This window comes from Ignavibacteriota bacterium (genome assembly GCA_016218045.1).
Classification (GTDB): Bacteria; Bacteroidota; Ignavibacteria; order SZUA-365; family SZUA-365; genus JACRFB01.
The window spans coordinates 1-24,283 of record JACRFB010000065.1 but is presented as its reverse complement, the minus strand read 5'-3'; the positions used below and the strand labels follow the sequence as shown (position 1 = coordinate 24,283).

Below are 24,283 nucleotides of genomic sequence, written 5' to 3'. Positions count from 1 at the left end.
TATAAAATGCCGGCAGTCTGGTACACGAGCCAGGAGGCGAACTCGGCACAGTCCCACGGACCGGTCCACGACGCGTTGTCTTTCGGTGCACTGGCACCCAGGATGTATTTTTCCTTGAGATGTTTGCTGCCCAGAGATACGAGCTTACTTCCTTTGGCGTTTGGTGTGTCGGGCATGGGGCGCTCCGGTGTTGATGTGAGAAGCTCAATACTTGTAACGGAGTTGAATTACTGTGCGCTGAAAATGTGGAGGGCGTGCGACGGAAACAAGCGTACTCCAATGCATCGAAGTGCTGCGAGGTAGTGCAGCGCGAGGCGCAATGGTGGGTTGTGGCAGCGGCTGCACACTATGTGCGGCCGCCATGTTACGGAGACCCGATAGACATCACAGGATGTAATTCCCTGCCGTTCCATGCCATGCCGTGTTGGCCGTGGAGGCGGTCGTAGAAGCCGACTCCATGTACGACAACTTGCACGGGGGCAGGTAGTTCCTTGTATTTGGTGGTGGGTTTCCGGATGTGGTCACTGATCCAGTTCCGTGCCTCCCGGTATTGGGCAGCCCAGGGAGTGGCGGCAACTTCGGCACAATCGGGATCAGGGATCTCGATCACCATGGTGCTGTCGGTGGTCAGGTCTTTTAACACGAGGTGATAGTCCCTGTCCTTCTCAAGCACCATACCGATGAGCCAGGCCTTGACACGGTAGAACTTCATTTCCACACGATTCATGCGTCGATTGTGGCGACTCGGTTTGATGGCTTGGAGCCGGGTCTGTTTACGCACGGAACTGTTGATGGTATCCTGAAAATTGATTCTACCCACGAGTGAGTCGGTGAGGGTTTTTACATCCCAACGCTCGATACCGCAGGGTTGAGCTTCCAGACACAGATTTGGTAGAGTTGCGCATAGAATAACAAATGCTATGGCATAAGCACCTCTCACGAAGATCTGTTGCTTGTCTTCTTTCATCATTAACCCTCAGAAGTAAGCTGTGTGCCATTTCACTTTATACATATCCAGAAAAGCGTCCATTACATTATCACAAGATCATTTTCTGATATTCCAGTGCTACTTCTCACGATGCTGGGCCCACTCGAGATACTTCTCCTTCATGATTTCATCTCGTCTAGTAACCGCAGATTTCTCTACTGATGCCTGTGTTATATTTTTATGGTATTCCTCGAACAACGAGTCGCGATCTGTATCTTTCGAAATATTTCGTATATATTTCTCGAGTTCAGCAATAAAATAGTCCAAGAACTGTCCTATCTCGTTTGTATTTACAGTGTTTTGATAATACATACTGTATGCAAACAGTACGATAGAAATTGTGATGGCACGATTTTTAACAATACTCGTTGTATTCAGGATTCGATCCAGCTCTTTGAGAATAAATTTTAGCTTGTTAACGACATCCCGCTGTTGTGCACCAAATTTAATATTATTTAGAAACGCCTCTGCAAGATCTTTGTAACGAGTACGAGTATAATTACCAGTCTCCTGATACCACAGCAACTGACATAATATCTGCGCGACAACCTGTTCTTTTGCGTAGCGACGAGTCGGTATATTTACTGCGTTTATTAGGCCATGATTAGTGAGCCCATCTTCATCAAAACAGGCATCTCTCATATCACCGACCATTGCATGCAGTTTTTCGCCACTATTAATAATAACGCCTAGGTTTAATCTGGCGAATTGTAAATTAAATTCTTCGCCTCTTGTACTGTCAGACAGCATTACAACATTAATTGAATAATTATTAAACGCATCAACAAATCGCTTGCTTAGTTCGGCATCGTCATTCTCTATTTCGCTGTACGTCATTCCATTGAGAATCGCATACCTATTCGCCTCCTCCTTGAACATCTCGTTCATTATCGCAAACGGAAATTTATTGTCCGTGTCAGCAGTATTTCTTCCAACAAATGACATTATAGCATTAATACGCTGTCTGCCATCTATGCACTCAATTTCAATATCATCGTTTTTATAAAAATAAAGTGATGATATATCATACTGCCGTGCAATTGAATCGACTAACCTCTGCTTCGATCTCCGGTCCCATATTGTTGGCTCCCGCTGAAAGTCCGGGTATACGATGGATCTAGCTTTTATAATTAATTCAGAAATTGTCCACACTTCCAGGTGTTTATTCATATGCCCTCCATCATGCTAGATAATTCCGGATTACTGTTTACAGCTGCCATATCAAACTTCCATAGTTCTTCAACTTTATGGTTTAACCATATGTTAAACCAATTGCTTTCTTTTGATAATTTTTGGAGGATTTCTGTTCGCTCCTGCTCCTCGATATCCTCCCAAGAATCATCCAGACTAGTAAGACTCATTTTAATGTTATTACCGACATCTCGTAGTTCGAATAATCCACGAATTTTAAGGTACGGATAGCTTTTTTTCAGATCTTCGGCGTGTAGCGGCGAATCGATAACTTCGATGACATATTTGTCATTTTTCTCATTAAGCAGCCCGGCGCTAAATATCATAGAAATGAGATCCCAGTCATTAGGGCTAAGTCGGCATCCCACTATGCGCAGTGTGTCGCAATTCATTAACTCCCTAGCAATTCCCCACAAAACACTAAACGGATATCTATTTTTAGATTTCTGAATACCTGGTGGAATCCATGTCGGACTATCCGATTTTCCTATTGAAAGAGGCCAGGTATCCTGCCAATTGAGCGATCCGTGCAGTTTTAAGACAAGAGTTGTGCCCCTCTCCGCGTTTATCGTCTTGTCTAACGCACTGGCTTGATCCTTGGTCGGATCCTTAGCATCAAGCTGAATTCCATATTCCACCTCTAGATTGCTTGAACGAATAGCTGCCTCCAAATAGTCATCGTAATTAAGAGTCAACATCCCCCGTATTCGTTCTCTATTATCAGCGCTATGATACTGCATGAGACGATGAAGAAGTAGATTTGGAAGCGCGCCTTTCTCTGATAGTATTAACTCAAGCTTGTTTTTTAGAACTTCCATGAAGATTGTCTTGATCTTCGAAGCCAACTGTCCATGCTTAGTTAATACAGAATCGCCGAAAAATGTAATGACCTGCTCAACGTCAAGCATATCACTCTGTATCCGGTTAACGACTCTCACAATTTCAAGATCGTTAGCATGTGCACTAGCAACGTACGAGCGCACTCGATCCATGATTTCATCCTGAAGATCCTTCATCAGTAAGCCATGCGACATACCTTCTGCTTTGATGCACGCGTGCGTCGCTCCTGCACCCAGCAAGTAGGTAACATTACTCATTTCACTTTTGTGCATATACGGCCATCCCATAGAGGCGGTCTATTTATTTAAAAATTAGCAATGATTCCGTGTTATTACGTACAGCTATGTGGTTTTTCGCGTTAGGATTCATTCTTGATCGAAGCTGTTTTACTTCATAATCCGTTCTTCTGATTAGGCCTCTATTATTGCTTTCCATTATTTCTATCACTGCATGCTGTAGATTCATTATTAGCTCCTTATAATATGAATCTTGTATTACTACTGCAATTGGACCACCCTTTTTAACAACTCTAGCTATTTCAGCGAGCCCCCTCTCTAACCCTAACAGATATTGTTTGATCCATGGTGCATAATACGACATAGATCCTTTTGTGCGGTGTTGAGCTATTTTATCTACTAACTGGCGAGCGTAAGCCGATCTTATATTATTAGTACTATAATCGTGAGTAAGAATAGTAGTGCCAATCATTTTCTGGCGTAGATGAACGATCTCGGCCTTCGGGACTCCCAGCACAGCCAATTCAGGCAGCGTACCTTTCACATAATCGAGTCGTGTAGCATATGGAGGTGAAGAAATTGATCCGCACACACTTCCCGTGGCTAGCGGTATTGACGAAGCTGATTCAGTCTTAATGGTATACGCTACGCTCTCTAGGATATTTACATCAACTACCAACTTGTCATTTAATCGCAAAACTGCATCCTTGAATTTATTAGACAGCTCAGCACTACTGACTAGGATTAATTCGGCTGTTGTCGATGGTACGGCATGCCACATTGGATTTGTGGTTTTGAATGCAGCAAGAATCTGTTTTACTGTACTAAACAATCCGCAATATAATAAAGCTTTAAAAAGCGGCATGTCATCATGTCTACGAATGTTTCCTCTTTCGAAATTCGTTTCGCCACAGTCTAAATATATATTTATAGCCTTTTCTATCTTCCGTACTAAACTCGCGGTACGAGGTTTCAGCCAATCTAAGAGCATATCATCGATTGCAATTTCTAAGTTTATAGCACTGGCATACTGCAATACCCGGTCAATTAGATCTTCAAGAGCTTCAAATTTCATCTTCGGCGCGAGTCTTGCCCGTGCAATTATACTCATTGCTGGGTTAATGTCATATCCAACGGCATGCTTGTGATTTTGAAGAGCGACTAGTGAGGTGGTACCACTGCCGTTCCATGGGTCAATAATACTATCAGTGTTCGAAAATTCGTTTTTTACTATTTCATCAACAAAATCGACTGAATAACCTGCGTAGTATGGATACCATGTTTTTTGGGAGGACTTGGCTAGTTTCGGCGATTTCATATTTTCAAAATGCGTATTACTGTGCTTGAACGCACTCACACCCCCACCACTCTCACCACCTCGTCCCCGTAGTGGTTGATCACTTTTACAGCGATTTTGCCGGAGAGGGGTTTGGTGAAGGGGGTGCTGATGGTGCTGTACAGGGTGGTCCAGGCGGCTTCGTCGATGTCGGCGCGGAGGGCACGTTTGAGTTTGTCGTAGGGTTCGTCGGCGCCGGTGAAGTAGGCGTGACGGACAAAGAAGCTTTCGCCGTTGTAGTCGGTGTCGATGAACCAGCAGGCGATGTCGTCGGTGGAGGAGTTGCGGATCTGGCCGGTGCTGGGGTCGTAGACGTCCATACCTTTGATTTCCACGATAATGCGGCCGTCGAAGTCCTCACGTACTTCAACATCGGGTTCGCCGAACACCATAAACAGGTTGCCTGCGCCGGTCTTCTTGAGCAGTTCGTCTCCCATGGCAAGATCGGGATTCATCTTTGCGGGCAACACGGTGAGTGACCCGTAACGTTTCACCTCCTCTGACACGTGGGGATCGAAGGCAAAGCCACATACAATGAGCAGGTCGAACCCAACGCCCTGCACTGCCCCCTTGGCAGCTTCCTTCACTTGCATGGGACCAACAGTGCCGTGTTCAGGCCCGAGTGACACAGCCACACGCCGTGTTTTGTTGTCGGCGTCGTTGTACTCCCCAGTTGCGTGTATCCAGGCGCCTGCCCAGGGATCGAGGCGCGAGAAGACGAGGCGTTCTTGTTTGCGTGTGTTCTGCACACCCGCCTTCTTGAGGTTCTCGAGTATCATTGACGTGAAGTTCTGCTGCCTGCGCGCCTCCTGCTCGGTGACGGTGCCGTCCATGTTCTCGTCGGCGGTTGCGAGGACGCGATGGGGGGAGAGACTTTCAACAGAGAAGGGACCACAGACCCGGATGCGGCCCGCATCCTCGTAGGGCTGATCGTAGAGGGTTTCACTCTCGGCATGCCTCGCGATGGCCGCGTCGATCTGCGCGCGGGTCATACCTTCAACGATGTCGGGGTTGTTCGCGATGGACTTGAGTGTGACGTGTGGAACACGTTTGTAGACAAAACCCTTGCGGATGTCGCCATCCGGTTTGTGTTCGGGCGGGATACGACCTGTAAGTTCCGCCTCCTTTTTAATCCCCTCTTTTGAATCCGCCAGCAGGTAAAAGGGATACTTGGCGGCCATAAGCCGGGTCCGCGCAAGCGCGAGGGCCACACGTGAGGTGTCGATGGTGATCCAGCGGCGGCCCCACTGCTCGGCGACGTATGCCGTTGTCCCGCTCCCGCAAGTGGGATCAAGAACGAGGTCACCAGGATCGGTGGTCATGAGGAGACAGCGCTGGATTACTTTAATAGAAGTTTGTACAACATATACCTTGTCCTCAGTAAAACTACCAGTACCAGTGTCCTGCCAATAGTTAGAGTACGGGGTAGCAGGAAAATCATCTAAATACCTAATGTAACCAAGTGTATTTCCTGTGACTGCGACTCTGTCCGCAATAATGAGTTTTGAGATCCCTTCTTTATTCGTCTTCCAATAGTTTGGGTGCGGTTCATACACTTTTCCTTTAAACACTACGCGAAAAGCGGAATTAACTCCACCACTCTGACTTCTGATGTCACTAATTCGAAATATTCTATGTTTTTCACTATCATTTTTCGATTCTTCTTGTTTTATCGAGGAGTATCTGCATCGTGTCCCATCATTTAACTCAGCCCATTTATATACCCCCGCAGTGTCAGAATCGATAGATTTATCTCTGAACAACTGCCTGTACTTAACCGCGTCAATATCCTTTGCATACCAAAGCAAATAGTCGATGGATGGGGCAAGTAGTTTAGTTGTTTGTCCGGTCGTCTTAGAAAACGCGATTTGACAACAGAAATTTGTACTACCGAAGATTTCGTCTAATACACTACGCACTAAATGAACATTCTCATCACCTATTTGAACAAAGATGCTCCCTGACTGCGTTAACAGCTCGCGTGATAATTGGAGCCTATCTCTAAGATATGCTAGATATGAATGTATACCCAGCTTCCACGTATCCCGAAAAGCCCTCACCTGCTCGGGCTGCCGCGTGGTATCTTCGGCTTTCCCGTCTTTTACATCACGTTTGCGTGTACTCACCTGCCAGTTCGAGCCGAACTTGATGCCGTAGGGTGGATCCATGTAGATGGTCTGGACCTTGCCCTTGAGTCCTTCCTTTTCGGCGAGGGATGCCATTACAAGTAATGAATCACCCAGGATAAGGCGGTTGGTCCAGTTCTGTTCGTGGTGGTAGAAGTCCACCTTTTTCTCAAAATCCGCGGGCCCGCCGTTGAAGTCCGAAAACAAGTCGGGCTGGCCGCTGTCGTCTTTCTTCAGACGCGGGAGTGCGTCGATGATGGCCTGCGGGTGTATCTTCTCCTGTATGTACACAGGGACAACCGGCACGGCGAGATCGGCACGGTCCTGTTCATCTTTGCCCTTCCACACGAGCTGCGGGTCCAGCGACGGGTCACGCGGGTAGAGCAGTGTATCCGGTGAACGTTCTTCCTTCTCCACAAAGTCGCGTAATTCCTCGGTGGGGATGTTTGCACGTTTATCCTTGTGGCGGATGGAATCGATACGAACAGGGGTGTCTTTTTTCTTCGCCATGTACTACACTCTCCTCAAAACGCCGCGACAGGGATTATTGCGCCAATTTGGTGCGGAGCAACGTCTGCACATTCCAGGGATCGGTGATTTCCACAAAGGCCCAGCGGCCGAAGCCGCCATGATTGTTCACGGCCGGCACCCACAAGGTGTGCGCAGTGGTCACCTTGGCCTCCTTGTCCGGTTTCTTCTCGCCCGTCACCTCGAGGATGAGGTGCAGTGGATCGTCAGTTCCACGCCCGTCGTTGTACAGGACCAGAAAATCCGGCACGTAGTTGTGCTCTTCCCCGTTCATCGTGTACGGGATGGTGAAGTTCACATTGTGGTTTTTTACGTAACACAACACCTCGGGCATATCCTCCAACGATTGCGCCAGTTTCTGTTCCCACGAATCTGTATCGGCCACCACATGCGAAATGTGGCATTTATCGGGCTTTGTGGCAAATACCGGTCGGGCCGTGTCGAAGTCCACATACCGAGTCGAGCCAACGGTGTCGTAGGGCTGCAGCACCGGCAGCAGCGTGGAGGAAGAGTCGGTTGAGGCGACAATACCCATGTAGATACGGTCTGCCGCGTCATGCGCAAGTTCGAGCAGGAGCAACATCTGCGGGAAGGTATTGTCCTTCAATTCCACACACGTGGCCAGCCAGTGTTTGGTAATGCCAAGGAGCTGCGGAAAGAGCCAGTGTTTCACCTCGCCATCAAAGCGGTGTATGGGTTCACGCCCGCTGCGCTCCTCACCATCCTGGCGGAAGTATTTCTCGAGTGTGAGCTTGGCGAGAAGGAAGGCCACCTCGTTGCTGCGCCGACGTTTCAGATCGTCGAGGGTGTGTATGCTGGTCTCGCCCACGATAGGCGCATTTTCCGTTTTGGTGGGAATAACCGCGGTGGAGAGGGCAAGCTTTGATGCTTCGGTAAAACGTGCATCGAGACGGTCGCCCTTGATGTCGTACCTGTAGCCCGCGAGGCGTGGGAAGGTGATTTCGCATTGGAGCCGGTCTTCCAAAGCGCGGACCCGTGTCGTACGGCGGTCCACCTGCACGGCAACAGTTGCCCCGCTTGCGGGGATAAACGAAAACGGCACGCCGTACACTTCGGCATATTCCGGCAAAAAGTGCCCCTGTTCATCGGTGGCATAACTCATACGCCGCAGGGCGCGGCCCACCACCTGCTCACACAGGAGTTGTGTGCCGAAGGCGCGTACACCCAGCACGTGTGTCACCGTCTGCGCATCCCAGCCCTCGGTGAGCATGGACACACTCACAACACATTTCACATGCTCACCGAGTTTGCCCGCCTTGCCCACCGTGTTCATAACCTCGCGCAGCAGGTCCTCATCGGTGAGTGCTTCCACATCGCGGCCGGGGAAACGGAGGCGGTACTCCCTTTTAAACTCGTCGATCTCGCGCGCCGCGATCTGTTTGAATTCGTCACTCATCGCCTCGCCGCTTTCAAGCTGCTCACTGTCGACAAGAATGGTGTTAGGCCTGTCGAGCCAGCCGCCGTTGCCATCGTCGTTGCGGAAGATCTGCAGTTGTCCGCTTTGAACAACCGTTCTGTCACCAACCTGCTTCTCCCAGCCGGCGATATAGTCGTACACCAGCTTCGAGACGTTGGTATTGTTACACACCACGATAAACACCGGGGGCGTAATGCCACGCGCGCGCAGCTCGGCATCGGCCTCCCAGGTGTGATAGTATTCCTGGTAGTTATTGTACAGACTGTGCAGGGCGCCCTGTAGTTCCTTGGGCGGTTTGGGTTCACCCGTCACGGCATCGGTGCGGCGGCCTTTTTTCGGGAGGCCGTCGCGAATACGCAGCCAGAGATCGCGGTATGTGGGTGCCTCGCCCATCATGGAATTGTCCGACACCGGCACACGCGGCACCTTCACCACACCCGCCTCGATCGCGTCGATGAGGGAGAAGTCCGACACCACCCACGGGAATAACACTCCTTCATTGTACCCTGAACCGCGGAGGAAAAACGGTGTGGCCGACAGGTCGTACACGTTTTTTACACCCATTTTGTTCTTCACGGCTTCAATACCCGAGATCCACACACGCGCCTCTTCATCGCGTTTTTTTGCGGCAATGCGGTCCTCGCCGCTCAACACCTCGGCCGGTGCGTCCGGCTTACGGCGATAGCAGTGATGCGCCTCGTCGTTGATCACCACGATGTTCCGCTTGGTACCGAGACCACGGCACACACGCCGCACCATCTGATCGGGCGTCTCCGTGAAGGGATTCTCCTTTCCATCCGCGAGAATGGACTTGGTAAGTTTCCCCGCGGCGATTTTCTCACGCAGCGAAAACGCGTGGAAATTGGTGATGAGAATACGCGCCTGACCGAGCTGCTCCCGTTGATCGGCCGGAAGGATGTCGCGCAGGCGGTAATAATTGTCGGGGTCGTTGGGCAGCAGCACACGCAGGCGGTCGCGGATGGTGATACCGGGCGTGATGATGAGAAAGGTATCCGAAAAGCGTGTATCCTGCGGGTTGGCACGTTTATTCAACGCCTGCCACGCGATGAGCATGGCCATCACCACCGTTTTCCCAGAGCCCGTCGCCATCTTAAAGGCCGTGCGCGGAAGTCCGGGGTTGGCAGACTCGTTTGCAGCGCGGAGCATGTTCTCGATCCAGGCATCACCGTAACGATGTGCAACCTCCGTTATATAGATAGCCGTCTCCAACGCCTCGATCTGGCAGAAGAACAGTTTTTTCTCACGCGCGGGGTTGGTCCAATACTCCAGAAGCCGCTTCGTAGTGGGTGTAACTCCCACATGCCCACCCTGTCGCCACATCGACACCCGTCGCCGGATGTTGTTGACATCCGTATTTTCCTTCACCCGATCTTGCGTCCACTCGGTTATTTCGAGCTGTTTCGCCCCCTTCTTCTTCGACTGCGCGATCGGCACGAAGTACGTGCTGATACGCCGTTCCTCGACGATATCGTTCGTAATCCCCTCGTCATCAAAACGGAAATGCCGTTTCGGCTCCTCGAAGGGTGAGTTGAGGATGGGGTTGTCGATGACGACTTGGTGAGGCATGGCGTTGAGTCGGGAGTGGGGACAGGGAAGTAGGGAGTTGGGACGGGAGACGGGGGACGGGGGTGGATGACGCGTTGTCCTTGTGTTCACACATTGCCCCTCTGCAAATGGGGGGGGGTGAAGATGTATAAGTCAACAGAATTTATCGATTTGAATTTGCTTTAAATATGCTTAAAAGGCAACTGTGTGCGTTCAGCACGCACTTCCCATGGTAATGAGCACAGACAAACGGATGGGCATCTTCGACTCGGTCAGTACAAGAACGATGCTATTGCTGTATCTCACTAATTCTCATGACCCCAATTAGGCATATTGCGATTAATCGCATACGTGCGTCACAATAATTTCCAAGGCCGTATATTGCCACGGTGGGATGATTATCGTGAGGCGGCCTTCATACAACAGTCATATAGCCGATGTCATATAGGCCGCCTCACATTAATCAGATCAAGTTATACACTCATGCAACTGCGCTTGCAGATTCGAACTCCTGATGGCTCATATCCTATTGTGCTAGATCGGATCGTCTCGAAGTGGCAGCACGCCAACGTAAGCAATGTTTACGATCAGGATCATGTTTTATACATTACGATCATAATCTTGCCCCCCTCCAGCGGTACCTCGGCTCGTCGTTGATAACCTAAGGCTATGAGCTGCTCCAAATCAGTACCAGTAGTAGTTGGGTGTCCCGGAGCTTGGGTTCCATAGTTCGGTAAATCCACACTGTGTGACTTCAATACGTCACCATTTGAACTTAATAACACATACGCCGTCTTTGCCATAAAATGCCTCATAGATTAATAAATGAGTGTGACTTGGTTACACTTAGCAACTTTATGTATAAGCTTAGTAAATCGATGTGCACTATTTTCTCAATCACATCCAGAAACCACTAAGGACCAAACGATCCACAGGGAATGTATGCTGTAGCTCATTCGGCTGTGCAGGAGCGAGCGACTGGAACGAGCCCTGCAATTGAGGCGCTACACCAGGAAGCAGTGGCGCGCTTTGATACGCTAGGATGCTACCCCAAATAATAGCATTCGGTGTTGGCTCGTATTGCAGTGTCACAATTGATTGAAGGAGTACCGATGATGAAACACCGCCAATATATTTTATCTTGAGTATAAAATCGCCAGTGTAAACCTGAATCTGGTCATCGTTCGCGCCTCCTGAACCTATTGGCGGAAAACGAGAACGAGACTCATCAAGCTCAAACCGTCTATTCATAGTCAGCTTGATGTTTCCTGCACGCCGACTCATAAGCGGGTAGCCATCAGGGAACCGCACAGCGTGACGAGCGGTTGTGGCAAGGCTCTTTATATAACGAAATGCACGAGTATGCGCCAATGCTCCACCCGCCAATTCGGGGCCATCGGGCGTGGTCGCCAAGGCTGAACAGTCGTTAAAGAAGATCGAAAATGGTCGCATCCATAACCTCCTTGTAGGGTTTTAACAAATTGGCCATTCCAGATGCGGCAATGCAGGTAGGATTGGCCGTCTTGGTGGTGAAATCATGTGCTCGATTTAGACGGGTGCATCATAAGCAATATTTTTATTTTTGTCAATACGTATTGAAATATTCTTCAAAACGATGTGCCTCCGTCATTCCAGTGATCCAATATTAGCCCTGCGCGATAATCTGATTCATAACGGTGTCATGTTTTTCGACCTCCCAGGCCAAGGAACACTCGGCGATATTCTATACTTGTGTTATCAGGTTCAATTGGATGTTATTTAGACGTAACCATCAATCAACCTCATATCGCAACAATCAGCATAGAGACAATAATAATACGAATAATTCAGCTTGGCACCGTATAGCCTAGCTTACAAACTCTTGAATAGTATATTATAACAGTACAATGAATTGTGCGCAGCTAAGTGTGTTTCCCATTAGACAGCACCCATGGATAGAACTTCGATCCGACAAGCAACGTCATAGTTTGCGCACTTTCAAGCCCCATCTCCTTGAGCAGGACACAGGCTGTGATCAAACCAGCCAGATTTGCGAGACGGAACAAGGATGTGCCATTTTTTCCCTTCGTGCGTTCTGTATTACCACCAATATGTGTCAATCGATTTCTTAGTGCAGCCATCTCAGCCGGTATTCGTGCATCGACGACCACGTTAGTAGGTAGGTACGGTCGGCAGCAGTCGACTACTTTTGCCAACTTCTCTCGCAAAGTGAGAGTGTTTGCATTTTTCAACATACTGATGAGTTTCACACGAAAATCTTCTGTAACTGTTGATGGCACTGCCGGCAGAATGGAATCTAATATTGCAGCCTGATACTCCGCTGGCGATAAATACCGATTGTCATATTGTTGATTGGAATAATACTCCAACGCCGAAGTGAACGATGTGAATTTTCGCCGCAGCAACTGTGTATGGAAGATGTTGGAAATATATTCCCTGTACATATCTGTATGCCGCTCATAGCTGGAGACATACTCCTGGAAATATTTTCGAATATTGTCTTTCAGATCACGATATGTATAAAGCTGCCTTATACTGCCATCGTTCTGTTGTTCCACAGGTGGTTGAGTGTAGGACGGGTACACATGATAATTGTCCTCGTGCTCTTCATCTCCGCTCCCAATAAGTAGATACCTTTTTGGTACAAAAGGATATTCTGTTCCGATAACAAAAAACAAACGGACTATTTCGAGAGTTGATTCCCATGCGGGCAGCGCCCTACTCTCGGTAGAGGTAGCTACAACGCGCCAATGCTCTTTAAATGTTGAATTGGCACCATCTCTCGTCCGCAGTAGGTATGGGTGCAATTCAATTGTGCATCCATGGACCTCTCCTAATGTAACCGTCTCAGGCATAGCATATCGCATGATGAAACTGCCGTCGTGATCATGTCGAAATGTCGTACCTGTTTCGTTCATCCACCACTCCAGATTGTCGATCTCCATTTGCACATTACGGCTCGAAATGTGTGCCGGTGATTCAAAATGTCCATTTCGAATGACTACAGATGGTCTGAAGGTGATCTCGTTAATTTCTGGGCCATAAGTGTAGCGCAAGGGTATGGACGGATTAAATAGGCTGTATTTCGTACCTGATGCAGTGACCCCGAATATCACCGTGGGCTTTTTTGCATCTGGTTCAAATCCCATTGTCCCAATTACAAGGAGAGTAAAATGTCCATCGACATGTTTTGTAAGATCCCCATACATTATTTCGTCAACTCCTGGCGCCCACCATGTGCCACGCTGGATGGTGTCATTATCTAGTATATCAGCCCTGTTGCGCATTTTATCAATCTCTGTATCAACGTAATCGTTTACAAGGGTTCGGCAGTTTCGTTACATCGGCCGCCTCGTTGTACGTATTTTCTTCATACACCGGCCCATCAACCGCAGCCGAAGTGCAGGAGTAATCGAAGAACAGCAGTTCAGCGCCTTCGGTCCTGTACACCTTTATCAAGTAATACGAGTCATGGGCTTCAAACTCCACGTAGTAACGTTGGAGGATATCATAATCGTGCGGACTCCTGACTTTCACGGAATCCAGAAATTCTTCGTACTTGAGTCGCGCGGGATAGGTGGCACCGTCAAACTAGACATAATTCATCTTCTGAGGCAGCATTGCCAGTGAGATGGCATCCGCGCCAATGGCAGTTCGCCTCAATTCATCTGCGGGTGTGCAGCCGGCGATGATGGCAACGAGAAGTACAAGCAGGTATCGGTACATGGATTAAGCCCTGTAATAGTACGGTGGCAAGTGTTCTTCACCCAGAATTCGACCGGTGTCCAGATCACAATTCGGTACGATCATCGCGATGGGGCTGTCACCACGGATCTACGCGTAGGCCTTACGCCACACGTCGATACATTCCACTACACTCCGCTCGAATCCCTTGTTAAAAAACGGCCCAGTCCCATAGCCGCCAGGGAGTCGAACGTCGTCGTAATAGTCGCGACACCAGTCCGAATAATTTTCCCGCAGCTCAGTCGATGGCCTGTAAGCGTAGGCATGACTGAGTCCAATCTCGATATGCCGGAATACGGCGAACAACGTGCTGCCACCTTCGATCGTATCCATAGCTTCCAAATACGCGGGCAACCACAAACGCGGCAACGGTTCCGACAATCCTTCGCGTATCTCTTTACTGTACACCAATTCGGCACAGGTTTCCCAGAATCCTGCGACATGCTCGATTCCACTCGCGCCAATTCGGCGGAGGTAATCGTGATATTCCGAAAACGTGAGTTCCTGCATCGTGCGTGAAGCTACCAGCCATTGGAATTCTCCGATTGTTGTCCCGCTTCTAAAATCGGAAGAAACGGACCACAATTCAATATCATCGGGTGATACTAATTCCGTCACTCCACAATGGACACGTTCTCATGCAAAAAAAAACAGGGACGCTCATCTCATCGTCCCTGTTGTAGGTGCTCCGTCCGTGCGCTCATACGGAAAGCGGGAGCCGACCATCGTCGTGAAGGGCTAGAACGCCACGTCGAAGAGCCGTTTCCTCAAAATGTGAACGCTCCAGTCTCGATGGCAGCACCCACCGCTCGTCAGACACCTTCCGTCCACATTTCCTACGGGTTTCATATCGGTACATCCTCACCCGCCGTCCGCTTGTCCACACAGTCCGCAAGCCGATTCAGGTGCAGTATTCTTCCAACAATAATGATGACCGGCAGTTGGACCAACTGTCCGACGGCGGATCTCGAACTACCGGGTGACATCCATTCCACAAAGTTCACTATGGCGAACGCTAATAGCACAAACAGCTAGCCGTAGCCGTCGCGCCATTTGAACCTTCTCGCATCATAGCGCAGGTCTTTTCGTGTTTCTTCATCGAGCAGAGCCCAACTGGGGATGTCTGCTTCGCGTACGTACAATTTCATGCCCCAAACATGTCAGAGGTGCGCAGCCATTAAATAATTCCGGATCATAATATGCAATTCTCATCGTGGATGCCAGGGAAAAAGCCAGTACCAGCAGAAAATTTTCACGCAGACCCCCGCCCCACGATGCAGGCGGTCGTGTATCTTCCGTTTGCAGCATGCCAGGGGGCTTCCACAGAATGCTAGTGTCTGTCGGCAGTTGCTTGCCCTTTGTTATGTTTCTTCTTACGTTACCATGGTGCCGGTTCATGGCAGCGACAACCTGCCGTATACGGTGAAACCGGAAGGCACAGAGCGCCGTCGATGTTCCCCTCCCCACGTGTGTGTGTACTGCTCGACCATAGATCCCTCCTTCACCACCTTCCAGAAGGATTCACCATGAACATTCGTACCGCCTTGTCGTTTGTTACGCTGGTATTGTTGCTGCCCCTGCTGGTGCAGGCCCAGACCACCGCGCGCCGTCCCCTCATCGAAAACGTGACAGGCACCTGGTGCCAGTACTGCCCCTTCGGCGCCGACTCGATCCGTTCGATCAAGCTGCGCACGCCCGAAGCCATCGCGGTGTCGTATCACAACCAGGATCCGATGGCGACGGCCGAAGGCAATCAGATCGACGACAGTCTTGCCGTGCAGGGATATCCCAACGCGGCGGTGGACCGGACCGTGTGGAACATCGGCGGGACGCTGTACCTGTCGCTGAGCCGCGGCTACTGGGGCGCAACCACATCGATACGCGCCGCGGTGCCCTCGCCCATGCAGATCACCATGGCGGGCAATTACGATTCGACCTCGCGCCTGCTCACCGCCACGGTGGACATGAAGGCGCTGCAGGACATGACCGGCACCTACGTGCTGTACTTCATGGTTCTTGAAGACAGTTTGAACTACCCGCAGGTGAAAAACGGCGTGGGCACCATCAGCCCGTACTACCACTTCGACGTGGTGCGCAAGGTGGTGACGGGCGGCACGGGCAAAACCGTGACCACCATGGGCTTCACCGCGAATCAGACCATACAGGAGAACGTGCAGTGGACGCTGGGCGCCACCTGGAATCCGCGCAAGTGCAAGGTGGTGGCGTTTGTGGTGCGGAATTACGGCGTGACCTACGGTCAGCGGGACGTGCAGCAGGCGATCGAGGAACCGCTGTACAACAACAGCACCGTGTTCAACCTGATGCCGGTGAATCTGCAGGCCTTCTCGGGCAGCAGCACCGAGGCCGGCGTGTCGCTGAGCTGGACCGCGCTGAGCGAGACCAACAACCGCGGCTGGAATGTGGAGCGCAGCTCCGACGGCGAGCCCTGGCATGCGGTGTCGTTTGTGGACGGCCGCGGAAGCAGCACCGAGCGCCACACCTACGAGTTTGTCGACGCCACCGTGAGCACGGGCCGCAGCTACTTCTACCGTCTGCGCCAGATGGACTTCGACGGCACGGAGGAAATGTCGAACACGATCATGGTGGTGCACGGCTCGCGCCCGGCCACGATGCGTATTGCGGGCATTGCCCCGAATCCCTTCACCACCGTGGCCGCCATCAATGTGGACATCGCCGAAGCCGGCCAACTGCGCCTGCAGGTGTTCGACGCGATGGGCCGCCTGGTGCGCACGCTGGCCGACGGCGACTACGCCGCGGGCACACACAGCTTCTCGTGGAAGGGCCTCGACGCCTCGGGCGTCGCGATGCCCAACGGCACCTACTTCTGCCGCCTGAGCACGACCGCGGGTGTGGAGACACAGCAGTTGATGCTCGTGCGCTGATCCCCGCAACAGTTCTGTTTTACCCGGCCCCGCCGCACCCACGGCGGGGCTTCCCTTTTCCGGCATGCGCGCCGTGTCAGGTTCCGCGTCCGCCGGATGTCGCTGTGTCAGAAATGAGGATGTTCACTGTCTGCATTAACACGGAGCCGGTCCATGTCCACACGTCGAATCGTTTTCATCACCATGTTTCTCTGTGTCGCCGCGATGGTCTGCCGCACGCCGGTTGCGGCACAGCAGCGCGACAGCGTACACCTGCGTTTCGCGACCTACCTGGGGGGAAAGACCTTCGAGCAGGCGCGCGACATCACCTGCGACGCACAGGGCAACGTGTATGTGACGGGCGGCACCAGTTCGCGCGACTTCCCGACAACACCCGGCGCCTACGACCGGACCTTTGCGACAGGCGGCACGAGTTTGGGGTCCGGCGGTCCGATGGATGTGTTTGTCACGAAGTTCGACAGGAACGGGCGGCTGTTATGGTCCACCTACGTGGGCGGCCCGAACTACGACCGCGCGTACGCGATGGAAGTGGACGACAGCGGTTACCTGTACATCGCGGGCCGCGCGGGCGAGGGTTTCCCGACCACACCCGGCGTGCTGCAGCCCGCCTTTGCGGGTGACACGCTGCCCAACGGCGCCTATGGGAAGCAGGACGGGTTTGTGGCGAAGCTGAGTCCCGACGGATCGCGCCTCGTATGGAGCACCTACTTCGGGCGGCAGGACGGCGGCATCTGCCGCGACATGCACATCGATGCGCGCGGCAACGTGTACCTGGCGCAGCCCGGCGTGCTGGGTCCGCATCCCCACGTCACGGCAGGCGCGTATCAGACCCGCCATGCTGGCGGCGAGGACGCGGTGGTGGCCAAACTCGCGCCCGACGCCTCATCCGTCATCTGGGCCTCGTATTACGGCGGCAGCGGCGCCGACGGCGGCGGACCCACCGTGCGTGTCGGACCCGGCGGGCGCGTATGGATGGTGGGTTCGACTAACTCGCGGAATCTACCCGTGACTTCCACCGCCTTCGACACCTCGTACAACGGCGGCAGCAACGATGTGTTTGTGGTGTGTTTCGAAGCCGACGGCAGTGCGATACGCTACGGCGCGTATCTGGGCGGCAGCGCGACCGAGGGGACCGAGACACACAATCTCGCGATCGACGGCGACGGCAACGCCTTTGTCACATCCGGCACCAACTCGGCCGACTTCCCCACCACCCCGGGCGCATTACAGCGCACCATGCGCGGCACGAGTGACGCGTACATCACAAAGATCTCGTCCGACGGCAGCACACTGCTTGCCTCGACCTACCTCGGCGGATCGTCGAGTGATTTTACCGAAGGCATACGCGCCGACGCCGCCGGACGAGTGACCGTGGGCGGCGGCACCAGTTCCGCCGATTTTCCCGTGACGGCCGACGCCGCGCAGAAAACACTCGCGGGCGCGGGCGACGCCTTTGCGGCGCGTTTTACCCCGGACCTCGGCCGCACCGAATACGCCACATTTTTCGGCGGGACCCTGGCCGAAGGCGCGCGGTGCACATGGTCCGACGACAACGGTTCGCTGTACATCGCCGGTCAGACACTGTCGCCCGCACTGCCGCTGCTCCGCGCCGCGCAGCCGGCCCTGGCCGACACCGCAGGACGCGAGGACGCCTTTGTTGCGAGTTACACCGTGCCCGATCCCGTATCGGATATACACAGCACACCCGCGGCCGCGGAGTGGCGTATGTCGATACACCCGCATCCCGCATACGGCGTGACACGGTTTGTCGCGTCGGCGGAGCGGCAGGGCGGCACGGCCGTGTTGTACACACTCGCCGGACTCGAAGCCGCGTCCTTCACCCTCACACCGCAGGATGGCGGCGGCGCGGCGGCTGTGTTTGACGTGTCGCACCTGCCCGCGGGCCTGTACATACTGCGTTACGGCGCGATACGGGCGCAGCCGCTGCTCATCGTGCCTTCTTCGCGGTAGCGGAGGTTTTCCGTTTCACCACGCCCGCGGCCGGTGGCTCGTTCACCCTCCACGGACGCGGCGGCGACTGCCACTCGTACAAACGGAACGGAAGAAACGTCGCGAAGCGATGAAAATCGGCATCCACCGTGAATACGGGAATGCCGCGTGCTGATGCCACTGCACAGATGAGGAAGTCGGTATTTGAGCCCTGCACACCGCGCCCGCGCGCGGCATTATAGAACGCGGCAGCTCGCACAAAATCGGATTCAGAGAGCGGAATATCCTGGAAGGCGTGCAATCGTTCCGCGAGCCGGTTGAAGACCTTGCGATCCTTCACACCGGATAGGAGTTCCTGCCGAATCGGTCCGATGATTGCAATGGATCCCGCTTCCGCGAGCACCTGCAGTTCCGCGCTCAGATCCTCGCGCGGATTCTCACGACGTAATACCAGCGACCAGATGCAGGTGTCGACGAGCACGCTCACCGGACGCGTCTCTGCACTTTGTAGTCGTAGGTTTCGTCGAAGGTCACACTGCCGAACAGCGTGACGACATCGGCCTGACGCAGACGCGCAGTGTACTCGCGCAGGGCTTGTGTCACTGCCTCACGCTTGCTCTTGTGTTTCCCGAGACGCCGCGCCTCTTCGATCAGAGCGTCATCGATATCGAGATTTGTTGCCATGATTCCCTCCTGTCTGTGTATGATTTTACACATGTACTCACACAATATCACACACAGTCCAGGAAGAATCAAGCACACGCGCCGCATTTTTCGCGTGGCAGCCGCTTTCCGCCTGCACACTTATCTCGCGGTCACCTTCAGCAGCCACGTCGATATTTCCTCGAGCGCGGAGGGGGCGAAGGTCTCCTCGATTTTTCCGTACTCGTTCATGAGGCCGGTTTCGGCGGTCTGGAACAGATGGTTCAGTTTCGGAAGGATACGTGTGGTGACACGTGTGTTCCCCCCCGCGGCGAGCGCGGCCTCGATGGCGGCGATGTTCTCGCGCGCGGGCACCTGCAGATCCAGTTCGCCGTTCAGAGCCAGCACGGGCACCGACACACGCTGCAGCATCGGCCGCGGATCATAGGTGAGGAAGCGGCGGAACCACGCCGAGTTGATCGTGCGCAGCGACGCGGCGATGGCGGACGGGCTCATTTCGGGATTCTTCTTTTTCTCTTCCGGCAGTTTCTCGTACATCTCCTCAACAACCGCCATCATCTTTTTATAGGCCGCCGCGGTGTCGGGCTCGGCGCGGAGCACGGCGTACAGGGCCTTGGCAAGAGTTTCCTGGTCCGCGATCTGATCTTCGGGCACACCACTCGCGCGGCGGATCAACTCGCCCTGCCGCAGGAGAATCACATCCCCCGGCAGGCCGGGTCCGGCGAGCAGCACGATGAAGGCCACATGTTTCGAGCGGGCCGCGACGATGGGCGCGATGAGTCCGCCCTCGCTGTGCCCCGCGAGTCCGAGGCGCGAATGATCGAGTTCGGGACGTGTGCGCAGATACTCGAGCGCGGCTTCGGCGTCGTCGGCAAACTGATCCGACGTTGCGGCGGCGCTCGATCCCTTCGACTGACCCACGCCGCGGTCGTCGTAGCGTAACACGGCAAAACCCTTGCGGGTGAGATGGTCGGCGAGCACGAGGAAGGGTTTGTGCGCAAAGATCGTTTCGTCGCGGTCCTGCGGACCCGATCCCGTGATCAGCACGACGGCCGGGAAAGGTCCCTGACCTTTCGGCATGGTGAGTGTGCCGGCGAGTGTGAAGTCCTCGACCGTGTTGCGGAACTCCACGTCCTCGCTGAAATACGGCAGCGGCGGCCTCGGCGTCTGCGGCCGTTTGATTTCGACGGGAGCACTGCTGTGGCGCAGCGCGAGCGGGAAGGTCTGCCCCGCCTGCACCCAGTTGCCGTCCACCGTGGAATCGGAGCTGAACACACCCGCGTAGCGTCCGCGCAGGGCCGGCAGTCCGAGAACGAGACTGTCGGACGTGACAACGGCAGTGGCGACAGGAATACCCTTGGCACCCTGATCGGGACTGTCGAGCGTGGCGGAATACGTGCCGTCGTCCTTGTGTGTCAGATTAAAAACGAGGCGCAGTTCCATTGCACCGAGTTTCAGCGACCCGAGCCAGGCGCCGGAGGCGTCGCGCTGCTGCGCGGCGAGGCGGGGTCCGGTAGCGGACGTTGCGAGGACGACGGCTGCGAGTAGCAAATACGTGGAGAGTTTCATATCATGATTCATGGTTTGTGGATGTGCGTGTGGTGAAGCTCCTGCCGCGCCCCGGGAGGCCCGATCTCGCGTTCTTCAATATCGCGAGCATCCGCGGGGAAAACTATCCGCCGCCTTCCGCGACGACGGTGCAGCGTCGTATATACGTGCCGCGCTACGGTGCTGTTTCGCCGCCGTGCTTTTCTTTGGTGTTCCGCCGCGCAGTTCCGCTACGGCTGCGGCGACCGACAGTCTCACCGTCACCCTCTCCCCGGCCCGCAGCGCGGGCTGCATCGTGCGGCTCACACGCGGCGCGGCGGGACCGGTGCTGGCGCGTGTACACATCGAGTACAGCGTGTTCCGCGCCGAAGTCTGCGACATCAACGGCGACGGGCGGCCCGACGTGTGCCTCGGCGTGATCAAACCCACACGCTACGACAGCGCGCCGCGGCGCCGCGTGCAGTTCTACACCTACGACGGGCGGCGGCTGCGTCCGCTCTGGCTCGGGTCGCGGCTCGGCATGCCTCTCGAGGATTTCCGCATCGTGCGCCACGCGGGCATCGACCGTGTGTTGACACTCGAGCGCGAACGGCGGCGCGGGACATACGCCGTGGGTTTGTGGGAATGGCGTTCGTTCGGACTTTCCTTCGTTGAATACATGTGCCGCGGCGCGACAGCCCGTGCCGCGCGGCAACTCCACGGATTCTCGCCACCAGCAGGAACAGCGTCATGAAAACACAGGTCGTCATGCTTATGGTCGTGTATGCCGCCGTGTCGTACACAGTGCACGCACAGCAGGAATCGGTATACACCTCCGAAAAATTCCTCGACAAATACGGCGAGCGTGTGCAGCCGCCGCCGTTTAATTTCGACCGCGACATCAGCGGACTCACACTCGAGGAGCTGCGCTACCTGCGCAACGAACCCTTCGCCCGCAAGGGCTATCTGTTCAAGGACGCCGTGCTGCGCGCGTGGTTCCAGCAATACGACTGGTATCAACCGATCTGGTGGGTGCCCAGTTGGAAGGTGACACTCGAAACACGCGAGGAGGCATTTGTGGCGCGTGTGCGCGCGCGCGAGGAGGAAATGCTCGGCAGGAATTTTATACAGCAGGGACGGATGTTGAAGGCCAACCTGCGGAATCTGCTCAACACCAAACAGTTCGCCACCGTATCCGACACACTGATGCGCGCGCTCGATGCGAACGGTTTTGCGATCGTGCCCGAGAAGCAGTTGCAGATCTTCGACGTGTACGAGGAGAACGACTACAATCTGGTCCCGAGTTTTGTCACGACGGATCTGTTCCTGCAGTTGATACACATGCACTTCTCCTTCGCGCTGCGCACGCTCGAGGAGAAGAAACTGACCGGCGCGTTGCGCGCGCTGTTGAACGAAGTACACGGCCGGGCGAAGGCGCTGGCCACATCGTCGGAATCGCCCGCGGTGCGCCGCCACGCCGAGTGGATCACCGCCTGGTGCGCCGTGCCCCTGACACTGCTGCAGCCCGAGTCGCCCGCGTCCGTGCCCGCCACGCACGCGGCCGCGGTGAAGTCCGAAGTAAAACGCGCGACCGAGAGCACGGGACTCGGCAGCGACTTCCTCGACGCGCCGCTCTTCAACTACACGCAGTTCCGGCCCCGCGGCCATTACACAAAAAACAAGACGCTGCAGCGCTACTTCCGCGCGATGATGTGGATGCAGACCGCGCCCCTGCAGCTCGACGGCGGCGACGGCAGCGCGCGTGTGGTGCTGTTCGCGTTTATGGCGTCCGCAAAAAAAGGTCCGGACCGCCTCGCACAGATCGCCGATCCGCTCACCTTCCTCGTGGGAGAGGACGACAACATTTCGATGCGCGGCTGCGTCGATCTCTTGCGGCAGCACGGCGCGGGCCTCGACGCGGCGCAGCTCATCGAACCCGCGCGGCTCGTGACGTGGACGCAGGCGCTGATCGCCACAAATCCCGAACGTATCGGCGGACGGGCCGGATCGGCAGAAGTCGAGGCCGTGAGGAGCAGACCCGCGCTGCACTTCTTCCCGCAGCGTTACACACCCGACGCCGAAATCCTGCAGCGACTCGTTCACGTGCTCCGCACGCCGAAACCGCTGCGACCGATTCCGAAGGGACTCGACATTTTTGCGGCCTTCGGGAATCCCGTCGCGCGCGACATCCTGTTGAACGAATACCGCGAGGCCGACACCTGGCCCGCCTATCCCGATTCGTTGCGCGCCGTGACCGCGGCGATGGCACAGAAGCAGAGCGGCAGCACAACCGTGTACGGCAAGTGGCTCGAGAGTCTGCTGGCACTGCGCCGCGTGCCGCAGGGTGCGCAGCCGTTCATGCAGACCGAGGGCTGGCAGCGGAAGAGTCTGGTAACCGCCCTTGCGTCGTGGACCGAACTCAAACACAACACCGTGCTGTACGCCAAGCAGCCCTTCGGCGTGGAGTGCGGCGGTGACGAACCGCCGCCGCGTCCGCTCACCGTGGGATATGTGGAACCCAACACCGACTTCTGGCAAGCCGCCTTGCGCCTGCTCGACGACACGCGAGTGTTCCTCGAGAAGAACGGACTGATGACCGAGACCATCGCCACCAAAACCAAGAACATTGCCGAGATGGGATCCTTTCTTCTGCGTGTGAGCGAGAAGGAATTGCAGAAGGAAAAACTCAGCGAGCAGGAACACGAGACCATACGGCTCATCGGCGCGACCGCCTCGGGCATCACACTCTCGATACTCGATTCGCCCGATTGGACCAGCGTGACCGGTCCCGACCGTTCCGTCGCCCTAGCCACCGACGTGTACACCTACAACGACGTGGTATTGCAGGAAGCCGTCGGCTACGTGCACAGCATCTACGTCGTGGTGGAGATCGACGGCTACCTCTACCTCACGCGCGGGGGCATGTTCAGTTATCACGAGTTCACACACCCCGCCGCCGAGCGCCTCACCGACGAGGCCTGGCAGGAGATGCTCGAAAAAGGCACCGCACCCGGCCTGCCGCGCTGGCTCGCGCCGGTACTCGCACCCATCACCCCACCCGAGATGGCTCCGGGCAGTTCGTACAGTTCCGGGTGTTGAGGCGGACAGCGGGACAGCGGGAGAGACCCGATGTTTAACATAGCAAGCCTCGCACGTGGTGTTTAGATTTCTGTTTGCCCAAAAACATCCACACCTCGCGGAGGCTTGCTATGCAGCAACGTACACAGCCCACGTTTGACGATCAACC

The 24,283-nt window shown here is 54.5% G+C and carries 17 protein-coding genes; 4 read left to right on the top strand and 13 right to left on the bottom strand.

Annotated elements, in window-relative coordinates:
- The 10 genes from HY962_16880 to HY962_16835 all read right to left on the bottom strand — a co-directional run.
- Positions 1–176 (bottom strand): hypothetical protein (locus HY962_16880; GenBank protein MBI5648608.1); only part of this gene is annotated, 176 nt, incomplete at its 3' end.
- A gap of 188 nt (positions 177–364) precedes the next feature.
- Positions 365–727 (bottom strand): hypothetical protein, encoded by a 363-nt coding sequence (locus tag HY962_16875; GenBank protein MBI5648607.1) that lies wholly within the window; start codon positions 725–727, stop codon positions 365–367.
- A 339-nt stretch (positions 728–1,066) separates the two neighbouring features.
- A complete protein-coding gene (locus tag HY962_16870; GenBank protein ID MBI5648606.1) occupies positions 1,067–2,158 on the bottom strand; it encodes a DUF262 domain-containing protein in 1,092 nt (363 codons plus the stop codon).
- Positions 2,155–3,291 (bottom strand): SIR2 family protein, encoded by a 1,137-nt coding sequence (locus HY962_16865; protein ID MBI5648605.1) that lies wholly within the window; start codon positions 3,289–3,291, stop codon positions 2,155–2,157. Before HY962_16865 ends, HY962_16870 begins: the two co-directional genes overlap by 4 nt.
- Before the next feature lie 28 nt (positions 3,292–3,319).
- Positions 3,320–4,573, bottom strand: a complete 1,254-nt coding sequence (locus tag HY962_16860; GenBank protein ID MBI5648604.1) for a hypothetical protein — start codon at positions 4,571–4,573, stop codon at positions 3,320–3,322.
- 35 nt (positions 4,574–4,608) lie between these two features.
- Complete coding sequence (locus HY962_16855; GenBank protein ID MBI5648603.1) at positions 4,609–7,227, bottom strand: site-specific DNA-methyltransferase; 2,619 nt, start codon at positions 7,225–7,227, stop codon at positions 4,609–4,611.
- A 34-nt stretch (positions 7,228–7,261) separates the two neighbouring features.
- Positions 7,262–10,270, bottom strand: a complete 3,009-nt coding sequence (locus tag HY962_16850; protein MBI5648602.1) for a DEAD/DEAH box helicase family protein — start codon at positions 10,268–10,270, stop codon at positions 7,262–7,264.
- An 876-nt stretch (positions 10,271–11,146) separates the two neighbouring features.
- On the bottom strand, positions 11,147–11,701 hold the full coding sequence (locus tag HY962_16845; GenBank protein MBI5648601.1) for a hypothetical protein: 555 nt from the start codon (positions 11,699–11,701) through the stop codon (positions 11,147–11,149).
- Between the two features lie 449 nt (positions 11,702–12,150).
- A complete protein-coding gene (locus HY962_16840; protein MBI5648600.1) occupies positions 12,151–13,536 on the bottom strand; it encodes a hypothetical protein in 1,386 nt (461 codons plus the stop codon).
- Between the two features lie 547 nt (positions 13,537–14,083).
- On the bottom strand, positions 14,084–14,326 hold the full coding sequence (locus HY962_16835) for a hypothetical protein (protein ID MBI5648599.1): 243 nt from the start codon (positions 14,324–14,326) through the stop codon (positions 14,084–14,086).
- 1,193 nt (positions 14,327–15,519) lie between these two features.
- Between HY962_16835 and HY962_16830 the strand changes: the two genes are divergently transcribed.
- Positions 15,520–16,896, top strand: a complete 1,377-nt coding sequence (locus HY962_16830; protein ID MBI5648598.1) for an Omp28-related outer membrane protein — start codon at positions 15,520–15,522, stop codon at positions 16,894–16,896.
- Between the two features lie 153 nt (positions 16,897–17,049).
- Positions 17,050–18,867 carry an SBBP repeat-containing protein gene (locus HY962_16825; protein ID MBI5648597.1) on the top strand — a complete coding sequence of 606 codons (1,818 nt, stop codon included), beginning with the start codon at positions 17,050–17,052 and terminating at the stop codon, positions 18,865–18,867.
- Here the strand turns inward: HY962_16825 and HY962_16820 are convergent.
- The 3 genes from HY962_16820 to HY962_16810 form a co-directional block, all read right to left on the bottom strand.
- On the bottom strand, positions 18,845–19,333 hold the full coding sequence (locus HY962_16820; protein ID MBI5648596.1) for a PIN domain-containing protein: 489 nt from the start codon (positions 19,331–19,333) through the stop codon (positions 18,845–18,847). The genes HY962_16825 and HY962_16820 overlap by 23 nt on opposite strands.
- A complete protein-coding gene (locus HY962_16815; protein MBI5648595.1) occupies positions 19,330–19,530 on the bottom strand; it encodes a type II toxin-antitoxin system VapB family antitoxin in 201 nt (66 codons plus the stop codon). Before HY962_16815 ends, HY962_16820 begins: the two co-directional genes overlap by 4 nt.
- Before the next feature lie 120 nt (positions 19,531–19,650).
- Positions 19,651–21,078: an alpha/beta hydrolase gene (locus HY962_16810; protein ID MBI5648594.1), complete on the bottom strand. Its 1,428-nt coding sequence runs from the start codon at positions 21,076–21,078 to the stop codon at positions 19,651–19,653.
- Between the two features lie 175 nt (positions 21,079–21,253).
- Between HY962_16810 and HY962_16805 the strand changes: the two genes are divergently transcribed.
- Positions 21,254–21,790, top strand: a complete 537-nt coding sequence (locus HY962_16805) for a hypothetical protein (GenBank protein MBI5648593.1) — start codon at positions 21,254–21,256, stop codon at positions 21,788–21,790.
- Entirely contained in the window at positions 21,787–24,135 is a 2,349-nt protein-coding gene (locus HY962_16800) for a DUF3160 domain-containing protein (protein ID MBI5648592.1), read from the top strand. The genes HY962_16805 and HY962_16800 overlap by 4 nt, the downstream gene beginning before the upstream one ends.
- Positions 24,136–24,283 lie beyond the last annotated feature (148 nt).

Excerpts from the sequence above, each read along its gene's own strand:
- HY962_16860 (MBI5648604.1), bottom strand. The coding sequence starts at position 4,573 with ATGAAATCGCCGAAACTAGCCAAGTCCTCCCAAAAAACATGGTATCCA.
- HY962_16850 (MBI5648602.1), bottom strand. The coding sequence starts at position 10,270 with ATGCCTCACCAAGTCGTCATCGACAACCCCATCCTCAACTCACCCTTC.
- HY962_16870 (MBI5648606.1), bottom strand. The coding sequence starts at position 2,158 with ATGAATAAACACCTGGAAGTGTGGACAATTTCTGAATTAATTATAAAA.
- HY962_16825 (MBI5648597.1), top strand. The coding sequence starts at position 17,050 with ATGTCCACACGTCGAATCGTTTTCATCACCATGTTTCTCTGTGTCGCC.
- HY962_16855 (MBI5648603.1), bottom strand. The coding sequence starts at position 7,227 with ATGGCGAAGAAAAAAGACACCCCTGTTCGTATCGATTCCATCCGCCAC.
- HY962_16845 (MBI5648601.1), bottom strand. The coding sequence starts at position 11,701 with ATGCGACCATTTTCGATCTTCTTTAACGACTGTTCAGCCTTGGCGACC.
- HY962_16810 (MBI5648594.1), bottom strand. The coding sequence starts at position 21,078 with ATGAAACTCTCCACGTATTTGCTACTCGCAGCCGTCGTCCTCGCAACG.
- HY962_16800 (MBI5648592.1), top strand. The coding sequence starts at position 21,787 with ATGAAAACACAGGTCGTCATGCTTATGGTCGTGTATGCCGCCGTGTCG.
- HY962_16835 (MBI5648599.1), bottom strand. The coding sequence starts at position 14,326 with ATGGATACGATCGAAGGTGGCAGCACGTTGTTCGCCGTATTCCGGCAT.
- HY962_16815 (MBI5648595.1), bottom strand. The coding sequence starts at position 19,530 with ATGGCAACAAATCTCGATATCGATGACGCTCTGATCGAAGAGGCGCGG.
- HY962_16875 (MBI5648607.1), bottom strand. The coding sequence starts at position 727 with ATGAATCGTGTGGAAATGAAGTTCTACCGTGTCAAGGCCTGGCTCATC.
- HY962_16840 (MBI5648600.1), bottom strand. The coding sequence starts at position 13,536 with ATGCGCAACAGGGCTGATATACTAGATAATGACACCATCCAGCGTGGC.
- HY962_16830 (MBI5648598.1), top strand. The coding sequence starts at position 15,520 with ATGAACATTCGTACCGCCTTGTCGTTTGTTACGCTGGTATTGTTGCTG.
- HY962_16865 (MBI5648605.1), bottom strand. The coding sequence starts at position 3,291 with ATGCACAAAAGTGAAATGAGTAATGTTACCTACTTGCTGGGTGCAGGA.